This is a genomic window from Paenibacillus brevis (genome assembly GCF_018919145.1).
GTDB classification, from domain to species: domain Bacteria; phylum Bacillota; class Bacilli; order Paenibacillales; family Paenibacillaceae; genus Fontibacillus; species Fontibacillus brevis.
In genome coordinates, this window is record NZ_JAHLQJ010000010.1 from 183,993 (window position 1) to 195,470 (window position 11,478).

The following is an 11,478-nucleotide window of genomic DNA, read 5'->3' on the forward strand; positions in this document are numbered from 1 at the left end:
GAAAGAGGCGAATTAATTGATCCTTTGGATTAATGGAGCATTTGGATCGGGTAAAACGACAATATCTTACGAATTGAATAGAAGAATTTCCAACTCGTTTGTTTATGATCCTGAGAATGTAGGATACTTTCTTAGAAAGAATGTTCCAAAACAAATGTTGAAAGAAGATTTTCAAGATTATGCTATATGGAGAGAGATTAACTTTTCAATTCTTCAAACCATTAGTAATGATTTTCCTGGCGTAGTTATTGTTCCAATGACGATTGCAACTCCCCAATACTTCAGTGAAATAATAGATAGATTAAGATCAAGTGGAGTTGAAATTTATCACTTTACCTTGCTAGCAAGCCGTGAAACTTTGTTAAAGAGATTGAAAAGCAGAGGAGATAATGAAAACTCGTGGCCTGCCAAGCAAATTGACAGATGCATATCTAATTTGTCTCAAGACTTGTTTAAAGTACATATTAAGACAGATACATTAACACCAGAAGAAATAATTGATCTAATTTCGAAAGAGAGCAATATTGAGTTGCTTCCGGACAACAGAGGATTTATAAAAAAGAAAATCGATAGACTCATAACTCAAATTAGACATATAAGAATCTAAGAGAAATTCGGAAGCCTAATCAAAGTTGAAGTTAATTTATTCGCGACATCTTGTTGCTCGAAGGGAAGGAATTCATGAGACACGGTGATTTGCTTGGAATGGGTAATACAGCAAATGTTTATCAATGGGGAAATACAGAGGTCATAAAGATTTTTCATGATCAGGGGAGTTCAAGATATGAAGCAACCAAAGAAGCTAAGAATGCAGAAATGATTGATAATTTAAAATTACGCGCCCCAAGATTTTGTGGAATATTGGAATATGAGGGAAAGCAGTGTCTTCTTTATGAAAGAATTAATGGTCCTACAATGCTTATGCAAATAGCACCTACCATCTCCAGTATTTCTTGCTACGCCAAACAATTAGCACAACTTCAAGATGAAATACATCAAGTAAAAGTCGGAATGCACCCAACCTTAAAAAACGAATTGTCTAGTAAAATATATTCTCAGGAATTAGTAAGTGAAGATGAAAAACAAGTAATCAATAAAATTTTAGAGCATCTCCCTGAGGGCAATACTCTTTGCCATTATGATTTTCATCCTGGAAATATCATTCTATCTTCTGAAGGTCCAATTATCATTGACTGGTTGAACGCATTGGTTGGTCATGAGACGGCTGATGTTGCAAGAACTTCAATGATGCTTCAATCCAATACCTTACCACCAAATGCCCCAAAGATTTTAATAAGAAGAGAGCTTCGAGAGTTGTTCCATGAAGAATATGTAAAAGAATATTTAATGCTAACCGGGAAGGAATATGAAGAGATAACGAATTGGACAGCACCAACCTTAGCATATCGAATCGGAGAAATGAGTGGTTCAAATCAAACTGAAGTGCTGACGAAGTTAAGAATGATATTAAATAGATAATGTGGATCGATGCTATGTCTTAGTTGCCAGATGGATAACTATGGGAAGCTGAAGCCCTGGAAGTAAGGTCTAATATAACAGGCGGTGGACTTTTATGGAAAAAGAACGGTTAATCAGTATATTTGATAGCCAAGCAACCCAATATGACAAAAATAGAGAAAACCCAAAACAAACACGTTGGCGTCAAAATCTTTTAAGCCATGCTAGGGGGGAGGTGCTTGAACTTGCGGTGGGGGCAGGCGCTAATTTCCCGTTTTATCCTCCGGAGATAAAGCTTACCGCGACTGACTTTAGTAAAATGATGATCGAAAAAGCCCAACTGGCAGCAAAACATTATCGTATGGATGCGGATTTTATTTGTGCTGACATTGAAGAAATGGACTTTTCCGAGCAATCCTTCGATACCATTGTTTCAACTTTATCATTTTGCAGCTACAACAATCCGCTAATGGTGCTGGATAAAATCAACCGTTGGTGCAAACCTGACGGGAAAATCCTGTTAATCGAACATGGCATTAGTTCTAACTACATGGTCTCTATGCTCCAAAAGCTCCTTAATCCACTTTTATACCGCAGCTATGGATGTCACCATACGAGGGATATTCTTGGACTGATCCAAGAATCGGGTATTCAAATCGAAAAAGCAGAAAGTTACTGGTTTAATATGGTTCATCTTGTTTGGGCCAAACCAAAGCCTTCAATTTCTGCTTTCAATTGTTGAAACCATTTTAAGTTAACCAAGTGATGAGAACGGGAATTTTCGTTCATAAGGCGGTAGTAATCGGTTGTGCCGGGAACTTTCTGCGTATTGGACAGGTACTCATCAAGGAGCGCAATTCGCGTCTTAGTCTGGTCAATTTGAGATTGAATCAGTTCCAGCAATTTGTTTTTGTCGTATTCATTTGCAAAGAGCAGTGCTCCATAAAATTGCAGGTTTACATATTCCGATTTGGTCCCGTATTTGACCATTAATTTTTCAAATTCAGCCATTCCTGCTTTAGTGATATTATAGCTCCGAATTTCGCGCCCGCTGGTTGAAGGTTTCTGCTGGATCTGTTCAATCCAACCCTTTTCTTCAAGTTGCTGAAGATTGTAATAGAACGAGCCCTTCGTGAAGTTTACAATGTACTTGTAATGGCGTTTTTCCATGAATGCCAGTAGTTCGTAGCCATGAGCGCCGGGGTTTTGAATGAGCAAGCCAAGAATGAGTAAAGGGATCAAGACGGCATCACCTTCGCCATCTGTGCCTCAAATTCCGCATACGTAATTTTACCCGAGGCCAAATCCATGCTATGAAGGTAAATCTGTTCTGTTTTCGAATAGTCACACGCCACGCTAAGCGATTGTTCCTCCCCGGGAATAGGTTCCAGGACATGACACTTTTTTGAAAACGCCTCGAAATAGCGATAGCCGAATTTGCGCTGCGAGACCGCATCTAAATGAATGCCATCCGGGTTCGCGGTCAAATCTGCAGCCGTTACAAAATAACAATTTTGCTGTTCGCCGGCAAAGTGTTGCAATTGTTCATTTACCTGCAGATACTCCGTTGCGTGCTGTCCGAAACCGGTCTTTCCAAGGAAATCACCAAGTCCGCCTATGATCAATGGTACCTCTTTAAGATTCAACTCGTTTCTTAGAGTCTCGATGATGTTCTTTAGTTTCTCGTAATAAGTTTCGTGTAGCGAACCATAACTGTCGCTTTCGCCCTGGTGCCAAAGTATTCCGCAAATTTGGCTGGAGCGCTGGGCGAAGCGGGCCTCGGACAAAGCATGCTGAAAAAGTATTCCTTCCGGATACCAGTCATTTAAAGAACTGCCGCCTTCCGCACAAGGAATCAGACCAATTTCCTCATCAGGATTAGCTTTCGACCACGCATCGGCAAAAGAGGCTGCCAAGCTTACACCTGAAACCGGACGGTCGTAATTAATTGGCTCTGTCATCATCTGCCATTGTCCATTGCGCAGCATTTTTATTTTTTCATTATAAATAGGATCAACTTCATGCAAAAGTCCACGCCCAGCCATATTCGACTGACCTAACATTAAAAATGACTTGATCATTTATTCGTTACTCCTTTACAACTCAACTATAGTCTAATTAGACTAAAGACAGTATATAGTCTAGTTAGACTATAGTCAAATGTCTACTCAGTACCGAGATGGAGATAAATCAAAAAACCGTAAACATTGTAAGTCAAAGCTCTCTTATATTCATGTTAGTATAAGGAGAAGAGGGAAAATTTTAGAAGGGTGAGTGCTTTTGATCAATGGCATAACGACATGAGACCTGAATTAGAACTGGGCGGACAGAGTCCATTTAAAGATATTGCTATATTTAAACATATCATTGCGAGAAAACGGCCTTGACCGTCTTGTGAAATAAAAATAGGGAGAAGAATTACCAGGAAAAGCTAAAAGAGCAATTAGAATTAATATTGAAGGAAATGAAAAAGAGCTAGGCAGAGAGAGGTTCTAATATTAGCTGAATGTGAGGAAGATGTAGAATGAAAATTTATAACAAGGTTATTCGAGATGAGATTCCAGGAATAATTGAAAAGAGTGGAAAAAAGTACGAAATTAAAGAGCTTGATGATGAGCAGTACTTGGAAGGACTAAAAGAAAAGCTTGCAGAAGAACTGGATGAGTTTCAAATGGCGGAAGAAATTGAAGAACTTGCCGATATGATAGAGGTAATTTATGCCATTGCTAGATTAAAAGATGTGAGTGTTGAGCAGTTAGAAGAATTGAGAAGAAAAAAAGTTGAGACTAACGGTGGGTTCACTAAGAATTTATTATTAATAAAGACGTATGATTAAGAACCGAGGGATCAAGATCTAAGAAAGTTAAAGTGAATCATGTAGAGTGAACAAGCATTATAAAGCAAAGGATGGTGAAGATGTGCCTTTCTCATTTGAAGTTCTCAGAGAGCGTATTGAGCGGATAGCTGAGCGAATTGAAATGATAGGGGGGATGGTTAGAGAAATTACTATCAAAGATCCTGCCAAGCATGAACAGATCGATTTAGTAGAGCAAGAATTGGGTGTCCGACTGCCCGAGAGCTTTAAATATGCGCTGTTACATTTTTCCGCTTAGTTTAGTTTCCGCTGGTTCTTTCCGGATGACTTTCAACTGCCTGATCAATATAGAGGAATATTCTGCGGGACACCAAATTGGAGCCTGAATAATCTTATCCGATTTGAGGAGGATCGGAAAGGGTGGATCGAGAACGTCTTTCCGAATCCCGAGGATAAGTACGATAAAGTGTGGCACAACAAGTTAGCATTTTTGGAAGTTGGAAATGGGGATTACTTTGCATTTAATCTGAGTGAAAACGGGAAACATTCGATTGTATATTTAAGCCATGACGATGGGGAAGGGCACGGATACATCATAGCAAATGACTTTATGGAGCTATTGGATCATTGGTCTAGAGTCTGCTTTGTGGGTGCCGAGGACTGGCAGTGGATCTCCTTTGTACAATCTCGTGAAAGTGGTATTTTGCCTGATAGTGAATCTGCCATTGAATTTAGAAAGCAATTCGATATTACGCTTTAGAATACAGACAGGAATTTTAGCCAAGTTGGCCGAAGCTGCCTAAAGACTTGTCGGGAAGGGACAAAGCCTTCCAATCGCATAACTGCAATTAGAAGGCCATTTAAGCACGCATTTATTACTATAAGCGGCATGACAGCTATTGCTTATCGGTGATTAGCTTGTTTATTTCTTTAATGGCTATGGATGAAAGGAAACTTGCCTCCGTTTCGCTGATTTTATAGGCCGAGGTATCATTACGGGTTGTTTTTGAATTTTGAGGAAGGAAAGCCTTTAAGTGCTGGTCAAGCATGATTGAAGGCTCGGCTCCGGTGCGTTTTAAAAGCTCAGAACGCAACTTCGGGTTTCCATTGTCTGCACCGCCGCTGATCGAAAAGAAGCCATACGCTTGCGGATTTGATTTTAGATAGTTCCAATAGGCCCGAAGCGGAGAAGCTATATGGCCCATCCAAACAGGGGCAAAGAAGAGGAGCAGGTCATATTGCTGAAGACTATCCGGGTCAGGATCAACTTTGGGGGTACGCGTAAAAACCATATCCAATATGATCTTTCCCATGGTCATAGGCTTTTGTGGCGTGATTTTAATATGCGTTGCTGACAAATCTTGAGCCACACATGCAGCAAGTCTATCGTTATTGCCCGTGAATGAAAAAGAAATAACCGCAATGTTCATTAAGATCTCCCCTAAATTATTATTGTTGAGCTTGTTTTAACGCTAATTCCAATGCTTTCAAATGGGCTTTGGAGGTCAGCGTTGCTCCGCTGATTGTATCCACTTGTAAAGACTCGGTTTTTAGTACTCTTTGAAACAGATCATTTATTGTCATTTCGCCTGTTAATTTCACAGGTTTTCCGTTGCTATCCAGCGCACCTTTTAAAACAATGATTTTTGTAATCTTAGCATCGGATACGGTGACTTGAACGGTTGCATTTCGGGAACTTCCTTTGGTACCGGCATATTCTCCGGCATATATTCCATCTCTTAACCTTGTAAAGTCAACATCCCCGATTGTGAGAGCTTGAAGTTCCTGACGTTCAGGAGCATCTACAAGAAGCGCAATCAGGGTTCCCAATATTGCTACACCTACGACAATCAAAAGAATAAAACGGATTCTGATTTTCTTCCTGGACATTTTTGAAGCAGACATTTGCAACTCCCCCCTCATTCCAATGTGATTTTCACATGCTGGTTTTTGTCTTGCTCATCAACCTCTGCCAATAGGCAGGGTAAAGTCAGTTTGCCGCTGCCAAGTGCTTCAAGAATAGCCTCCATATCAATATCCTTGAGACGTTCTAACTCACCATTGACACGTCCTTTCTTCTGAGCGTTGTCTGTCATCTGCCCCAGTTTCAGTCCCATCTTCACGACAAAGAAGGGGATGCGTACATTAGAGGTCAATGCACCATTCTCAGTAACTTCAATGCGAATTCCTTTTGGCTTGACAGACCCCATGTTTTGTTTTTTTTCCATAAATAATCCTCCTCAAATTAATAAAATGAATGAATAATTTATAATTCGTTCATCTAATGCCTCAAAAATACTGCTCCAGTAGATTATTCGGAGCAGTCCAAGCCTTTCATAATTAACTCTGTCATAAGATTTAGCAGCTCTGGAAAATACTCAATGCCGATTTCTTCCTTGTGCGTATCCACATTTATGACTGCCGCGAAAACCATCATAATCATCTTACCGTCTATGTCTTTGCGTATTTTTCCTTGCTCTTGCCAATATGCGATGAGCTCCAAAAAATTGTCGTACAGAAAAGCTACGGCATCAACACCGTTTTCCTCACGATAGACCTGCTCTAGCTTTTCAAACACACTCTTGTTGTACCATTCTCTTAAAATGGGATTTGACTTCATTCCCTCAACGTTTAGCATGAGCATTTGACCGATAACCTTTATAGGAGGTTGCGTTAGATCAAGTGACTGAAAGCAGAGCTGTTTCAGCTTTGCGTTTTCTTCCAGAAAAATATCCATAAAGAGCTTTTCCTTAGAAGAATAATAGTTATAAAAGGTTCCTACTGCCATTCCGGATTTTTTTGTGATTTCTGAGATATTGGTTTCCTTAAATCCTTTTGCGCTGAATAGCTCCTTTGCACAAGCGTAAATTAATGCTTTCTTATCTTCCACAGGTAGACCTCCAAATAATCAACTACAATGTGAATGAACGAATATTTTTTCATTCATATTGTAGTTCATAGGAGGTAAGTTGTCAAAATAGTTTTATTATCGCCTTATGCACCTTTTCACGACTCAGTCACGTTTATTTAAATAACAATATATAGGAGGAAGATGGCTATAAAAGCTAAGTCATTATTTTTATTACCCATTGTAATTGTCATGTTGCTGGCATCATCTTGTACTAGTGTTAATACTGGCTCAAGTTCATCAAAAGAGCTCGTGGCTCCTTATCTGTTAGCGTTAGACGAATTAATTTCAACAGACACAGCTCTTAACGCCAATATGGAATACATTTCTCTGGTTCTGAATGGAGGAGTTCCTTTAACGAAGCCGGATAAGCAAGCCATCGAAAAATACCTGCAAGACAAATATAACTTGATTATTTATAACTACACTTATGAGCAGTTAAAAGAGCAGAAATTATACGAGCAGGACACTACGATGCTTAAAGGCATTCTTCTAACCATTGAAAAGCAGAACCAGTCAGATGACCAGAACAAGATGACAATCGAGGTCAGTAAGTATCGCGCAAATGAAGGGGCGATCGCAATAGAAATAATATTAGCCTATCAGCAAGGAAAATGGGAAATTGTTGGTTACGGTCAGATGAGGCAAAGCTAGCAACAATGCCAGTACTCCTTTTAATTGCTTAGAAAGACAAAAGCAGTACGACAAGGAAATGATCCTTGCCATACTGCTGCTCTATCATATTCCCATTCATACTTAAACCGGAGTTCAAATATTTATTATCGGGAAGAAATGACCTGATCGAGAAACCTCTCTGCATCGCGATTGAACTTCCATGTGATCCCGAATTTATCCACTAGCATACCGAAGCACGAAGACCATGGGACATTGGATAGAGGCATGATAACAAAACCTCCCGTAGCTAAGTTTTCAAAATATTGTTCCAAGGCCTGCTTATCATCAATAATAATGCTGATGAGCACGTTATTTCCCTTCACCAATTCACCTGTAGTACTTTTCATCGAGGGCAAGAGATCGGACATCATGAGCTTTCCGCCGGCAAATTCGATCGAAGACTCCATGATCATATTCAACTCATTTTCCGGCATCGGGAAGTTCGGGTTCTGAGGAATATCCTTGAATTTCACCTTTTTGACTTCACTTGTCTGCAACGCCTCCGAGTAGAAATCAATCACTTCTTCTGTGTTCCCATCAAAGTTTAAGTATGCAATAACTGACATATGACAACCTCCTTCTTGTTATGAATGAAGTATAAGCTATAATAGATGACAGCTAATGTGTCACCTTTTCAGACTGTAAGTTAATAAATATATTTTACATACGAACGGATGGAGAAGATGGGGAAAAGCGAGCGACTGATTTCCATTGTAATGATCCTGCTGCAAAAGGATATCGTATCTGCGTCAGAATTTGCCAAGCTATTCCATGTATCCAAAAGAACTATTCTTCGTGATATGGAAGCCTTAAGCATGTCCAATATTCCGATCTATGCCATCAATGGTGTAAATGGCGGTTATGGCATCATGGAGGAGTATAAATTGGATAAACGGCTTTTAAGCAACCAGGATCTAGAGAACATCCTTACAGCGTTAAGCGGGCTGGAACAAATTTTGTTCAGCCAAGAGGTCGAATTAACCATCCGGAAAATTGCGTCCATGGTTCATGCGAATGCGCAGCAAAGCTCCATCCACTTGTCATTTTATGATTGGAAGGGCCGCTCTGAAATCTTACAGGTATTAAGAACATGTCAGAACGCCATCGATCAAGGCAGATTGGTCTCTTTTGATTACATAGATAAGGATGGGAAGAGTACGAAACGAATGGTGGAGCCTTACCTGCTTCATTTTAGCGAAATGAGCTGGTATTTGAGGGGGTTCTGTCTCGAGCGCAGGGGATATCGGACCTTTAAACTGTCCAGAACTGAGCATCTTCACCTGGAGTCGAAGACCTTTTCCCCTAGGGAAGATGTGGCACATTATTTGGCTGAAGCGCGGTATCAACCGCAATTAATCGAGGTCAAAGCATTGATTAAGCCCGCTATCCGGGATCAGTTTATTGAGCGATATGGTCGGAATAGTGTTGTGAGCCTGGAAGACGAATCCTTATTGGCAACATTCCAGGTGCCCCATAGTCAAATCGGACTTCAACTGATCGCCGGCTTCGGAACGAACCTCAGAATCATCGAACCTGCGGCCTTTGCCGAAGAATTTCGGACATTTTTATGTAGTATGATTGAAAAATATGATCAAGCAAAATGACCCGCAAGAAGGAGCACTTATATATAAGTGTTCTTCTTATGGGTCACCATTTTCGGCTAGAGCTTGAAGGCAGCTTTCCTGCCTTGCCTGATTTACCCGAAACAAGAGTTGTCCGAATCGAACAGTTCGAGTGCTATCCCGGTAATTACCGGATCGAACTGGATGGCGCTGTTGCGCTTCAATTCTTGCTTAACCTGTTCGAGCGGCAAACTTGACCGGTATGGTCGTTCGCTCATCATTGCGTCATAGGCGTCAGCTATGGAGCAGATGCGAGCTAATAATGGAATTTCCTGCTCTTTTAGACCAGAGGGGTAACCATAACCATCCCAACGTTCATGATGATGAAGAATAATCTCGAAGACGGATTCCTCAAAATCAGAAATGTTATGTAAAAGATCCGTGCCTACCTGAGGATGAAGTTTAATGATTTTCCATTGCTGCGAGGAAAGGGGGGCGGTTTGCTCCAGCACACTCAAGGGCAGCATAATTTTACCAAGATCATGAAGAAAACAGCCGCGTAATAAGTTCTCTTTCTCACAAGCTCCCAGATTCATCTTCGTGGCTATCCGTTCTGCGAAAATAGCTACCCGAATACTATGTTGATAGATTTCAGGGCGATGTTTCTGCATAAAATTCATGAGGTGAATCAGTGGCGTAGAATCTTGGTATATTGCGGACTGCCGGTCGATTAATTCTTGCAAAGGGCTCAATATGGTTCTCCTTTCCTGTGAGATACATGAAAACAGAATCCGACGATGTTAAGCAGCGAGACAGTCAAAAAAACCTCCCTTTCCTAGTAAATTCAATCACCGGTGGCCTTTGAATTCCCTTGTTCCTGTAATTTTTGACGTGTCAAGTTTCAAAATCGAATAGCTTTGACCCTAGCAGGTCGTATAATGATAATTATCCGACAAAAATTCAGGGGGACATATGAATGACTACTAGTAACAACATGATTCTCGCAGATTCGTTCGCTATGCTTCACTCAGGTACAAAGGGCCTTAATGACGATAAGATCGTCAGCATGTTTTTAAGCGCCTGTTGTACAGCAGAAAACACGAAGAGGAGCTACTTGAGGGCAATTTATTGTTTTCGGGAGTTCATTGGGTTCAAGAAGCTTAATACTGTAACATGGAGGGAAATCGAGTCATTTAAGCTTTATTTGCAACAGCGTGAGAAGTTAAGCGCAAAAAGCTCACTGGCGCCAGCTAGCATCGCTGCTTTCATCGCACCATTGAAATCACTTTATAAATGGGGCAGTGATGAAAACGTTGGACTCTTTAAAAGTAATCCTACATCTAATGTGCGCCTTCCTGTAGTTCAGGTGACAAGCCATCGAAATTTTTTAACTAAGAAAGAGGTAGGATTGCTGCTGAAGTATTTGCAAAAGGAGAGTCAAAGAAATTACTTGATGGGGTTATCGCTCGTATTGCTTGGTCTGCGTGTGTCAGAACTTAGTTCGATCTGTTGGGGAAATTTCCATAGTGATCCCATGGAATCGAGCGTGTGGCTTGCGCTTCAATATACAAAGGGAGGAAAGACAAGAGAAGTTAAAGTGCCCGACAGTTTATGGAGCATATTTATGGATTACGCAAAGAGTATGTTCGGAGACACTACACCTCCTGCAACCTTCAGGTTGTTTCCAATCTCCACAAGACAAATTGAACGAATTATTCGTAAGGCAGGAGAAAAAAGCGGGATAACGAAAAAACTGACACCGCACTGGCTTAGGCATACAAACGCTACCTTGGCATTACTTGGGGGAGCATCGCTTCAGCAAGTGCAAGAAACGCTAGGTCACTCCCATATCAATACGACACAGCGTTATTTGCATACTGTGGAGCAAATGAAGAAGGCAGCTCCGGATTATGTACATGATACTTTACGGGAAATTATTTACTAATACTCTATGCAAAGTAGGTTGTTTGTCCTATAATTTGATTAAACACTCATCAAAAAACGGCCTTTTTATACATTTTTACCCATGACATTTGTCGGATAATTATCATTATACGACC

General features: G+C 40.5%; 15 protein-coding genes and 1 pseudogene. 8 read left to right on the forward strand and 8 right to left on the reverse strand.

What is annotated here, in order from left to right; all coding sequences use genetic code 11:
- The first annotated feature begins 16 nt into the window (after positions 1 to 16).
- From KQJ23_RS13355 to KQJ23_RS13365, 3 genes are all read left to right on the forward strand, one after another.
- The gene (locus KQJ23_RS13355; protein WP_216479371.1) at positions 17 to 607 is read left to right on the forward strand and encodes an AAA family ATPase; all 591 of its coding nucleotides are present in this window, start codon (positions 17 to 19) and stop codon (positions 605 to 607) included.
- Between the two features lie 74 nt (positions 608 to 681).
- Positions 682 to 1,479 (forward strand): aminoglycoside phosphotransferase family protein, encoded by a 798-nt coding sequence (locus KQJ23_RS13360; protein WP_216479372.1) that lies wholly within the window; start codon positions 682 to 684, stop codon positions 1,477 to 1,479.
- Between the two features lie 94 nt (positions 1,480 to 1,573).
- On the forward strand, positions 1,574 to 2,200 hold the full coding sequence (locus tag KQJ23_RS13365; RefSeq protein ID WP_216479373.1) for a class I SAM-dependent methyltransferase: 627 nt from the start codon (positions 1,574 to 1,576) through the stop codon (positions 2,198 to 2,200).
- Here KQJ23_RS13365 and KQJ23_RS13370 read toward each other — a convergent pair.
- Complete coding sequence (locus KQJ23_RS13370) at positions 2,149 to 2,700, reverse strand: PadR family transcriptional regulator (RefSeq protein WP_216479374.1); 552 nt, start codon at positions 2,698 to 2,700, stop codon at positions 2,149 to 2,151. The two genes, KQJ23_RS13365 and KQJ23_RS13370, sit on opposite strands and share 52 nt — an antisense overlap.
- The gene (locus KQJ23_RS13375) at positions 2,697 to 3,539 is read right to left on the reverse strand and encodes a sialate O-acetylesterase (RefSeq protein WP_216479375.1); all 843 of its coding nucleotides are present in this window, start codon (positions 3,537 to 3,539) and stop codon (positions 2,697 to 2,699) included. Before KQJ23_RS13375 ends, KQJ23_RS13370 begins: the two co-directional genes overlap by 4 nt.
- A gap of 443 nt (positions 3,540 to 3,982) precedes the next feature.
- On the opposite strand from KQJ23_RS13375, the gene KQJ23_RS13380 reads away from it, so the two are divergent.
- Both KQJ23_RS13380 and KQJ23_RS23755 read left to right on the forward strand, forming a co-directional pair.
- Positions 3,983 to 4,294 (forward strand): nucleoside triphosphate pyrophosphohydrolase, encoded by a 312-nt coding sequence (locus KQJ23_RS13380; protein WP_216479376.1) that lies wholly within the window; start codon positions 3,983 to 3,985, stop codon positions 4,292 to 4,294.
- A 142-nt stretch (positions 4,295 to 4,436) separates the two neighbouring features.
- Positions 4,437 to 5,033 (forward strand): annotated as a pseudogene (locus KQJ23_RS23755) (SMI1/KNR4 family protein).
- 136 nt (positions 5,034 to 5,169) lie between these two features.
- Here KQJ23_RS23755 and KQJ23_RS13390 read toward each other — a convergent pair.
- The 4 genes from KQJ23_RS13390 to KQJ23_RS13405 form a co-directional block, all read right to left on the reverse strand.
- Positions 5,170 to 5,703 carry a flavodoxin family protein gene (locus KQJ23_RS13390; protein ID WP_216479377.1) on the reverse strand — a complete coding sequence of 178 codons (534 nt, stop codon included), beginning with the start codon at positions 5,701 to 5,703 and terminating at the stop codon, positions 5,170 to 5,172.
- Between the two features lie 19 nt (positions 5,704 to 5,722).
- Complete coding sequence (locus KQJ23_RS13395; protein ID WP_216479378.1) at positions 5,723 to 6,178, reverse strand: FMN-binding protein; 456 nt, start codon at positions 6,176 to 6,178, stop codon at positions 5,723 to 5,725.
- A 14-nt stretch (positions 6,179 to 6,192) separates the two neighbouring features.
- Positions 6,193 to 6,501, reverse strand: coding sequence for a hypothetical protein (locus KQJ23_RS13400; RefSeq protein ID WP_216479379.1), 309 nt, complete (start codon positions 6,499 to 6,501; stop codon positions 6,193 to 6,195).
- 83 nt (positions 6,502 to 6,584) lie between these two features.
- On the reverse strand, positions 6,585 to 7,163 hold the full coding sequence (locus KQJ23_RS13405) for a TetR/AcrR family transcriptional regulator (RefSeq protein ID WP_216479380.1): 579 nt from the start codon (positions 7,161 to 7,163) through the stop codon (positions 6,585 to 6,587).
- A gap of 162 nt (positions 7,164 to 7,325) precedes the next feature.
- Between KQJ23_RS13405 and KQJ23_RS13410 the strand changes: the two genes are divergently transcribed.
- Positions 7,326 to 7,835, forward strand: coding sequence for a hypothetical protein (locus KQJ23_RS13410; protein WP_216479381.1), 510 nt, complete (start codon positions 7,326 to 7,328; stop codon positions 7,833 to 7,835).
- A gap of 125 nt (positions 7,836 to 7,960) precedes the next feature.
- On the opposite strand, the gene KQJ23_RS13415 is transcribed toward KQJ23_RS13410, so the two are convergent.
- Entirely contained in the window at positions 7,961 to 8,422 is a 462-nt protein-coding gene (locus KQJ23_RS13415; protein ID WP_216479382.1) for a VOC family protein, read from the reverse strand.
- Between the two features lie 117 nt (positions 8,423 to 8,539).
- Between KQJ23_RS13415 and KQJ23_RS13420 the strand changes: the two genes are divergently transcribed.
- On the forward strand, positions 8,540 to 9,460 hold the full coding sequence (locus KQJ23_RS13420; protein WP_216479383.1) for a helix-turn-helix transcriptional regulator: 921 nt from the start codon (positions 8,540 to 8,542) through the stop codon (positions 9,458 to 9,460).
- Between the two features lie 92 nt (positions 9,461 to 9,552).
- On the opposite strand, the gene KQJ23_RS13425 is transcribed toward KQJ23_RS13420, so the two are convergent.
- Entirely contained in the window at positions 9,553 to 10,170 is a 618-nt protein-coding gene (locus tag KQJ23_RS13425) for an HD-GYP domain-containing protein (protein ID WP_216479384.1), read from the reverse strand.
- Between the two features lie 224 nt (positions 10,171 to 10,394).
- Here KQJ23_RS13425 and KQJ23_RS13430 point away from each other — a divergent pair, with 224 nt between their 5' ends.
- Positions 10,395 to 11,363, forward strand: coding sequence for a tyrosine-type recombinase/integrase (locus tag KQJ23_RS13430; protein ID WP_216479385.1), 969 nt, complete (start codon positions 10,395 to 10,397; stop codon positions 11,361 to 11,363).
- The last annotated feature ends 115 nt before the right edge of the window (positions 11,364 to 11,478 follow it).

What these genes read in the sequence shown, in the direction of transcription:
- KQJ23_RS13420 (WP_216479383.1), top strand. Translation starts at nt 8,540, where the DNA reads ATGGGGAAAAGCGAGCGACTGATTTCCATTGTAATGATCCTGCTGCAA.
- KQJ23_RS13390 (WP_216479377.1), bottom strand. Translation starts at nt 5,703, where the DNA reads ATGAACATTGCGGTTATTTCTTTTTCATTCACGGGCAATAACGATAGA.
- KQJ23_RS13375 (WP_216479375.1), bottom strand. Translation starts at nt 3,539, where the DNA reads ATGATCAAGTCATTTTTAATGTTAGGTCAGTCGAATATGGCTGGGCGT.
- KQJ23_RS13360 (WP_216479372.1), top strand. Translation starts at nt 682, where the DNA reads ATGAGACACGGTGATTTGCTTGGAATGGGTAATACAGCAAATGTTTAT.
- KQJ23_RS13410 (WP_216479381.1), top strand. Translation starts at nt 7,326, where the DNA reads ATGGCTATAAAAGCTAAGTCATTATTTTTATTACCCATTGTAATTGTC.
- KQJ23_RS13395 (WP_216479378.1), bottom strand. Translation starts at nt 6,178, where the DNA reads ATGTCTGCTTCAAAAATGTCCAGGAAGAAAATCAGAATCCGTTTTATT.
- KQJ23_RS13380 (WP_216479376.1), top strand. Translation starts at nt 3,983, where the DNA reads ATGAAAATTTATAACAAGGTTATTCGAGATGAGATTCCAGGAATAATT.
- KQJ23_RS13430 (WP_216479385.1), top strand. Translation starts at nt 10,395, where the DNA reads ATGACTACTAGTAACAACATGATTCTCGCAGATTCGTTCGCTATGCTT.
- KQJ23_RS13365 (WP_216479373.1), top strand. Translation starts at nt 1,574, where the DNA reads ATGGAAAAAGAACGGTTAATCAGTATATTTGATAGCCAAGCAACCCAA.
- KQJ23_RS13400 (WP_216479379.1), bottom strand. Translation starts at nt 6,501, where the DNA reads ATGGAAAAAAAACAAAACATGGGGTCTGTCAAGCCAAAAGGAATTCGC.
- KQJ23_RS13415 (WP_216479382.1), bottom strand. Translation starts at nt 8,422, where the DNA reads ATGTCAGTTATTGCATACTTAAACTTTGATGGGAACACAGAAGAAGTG.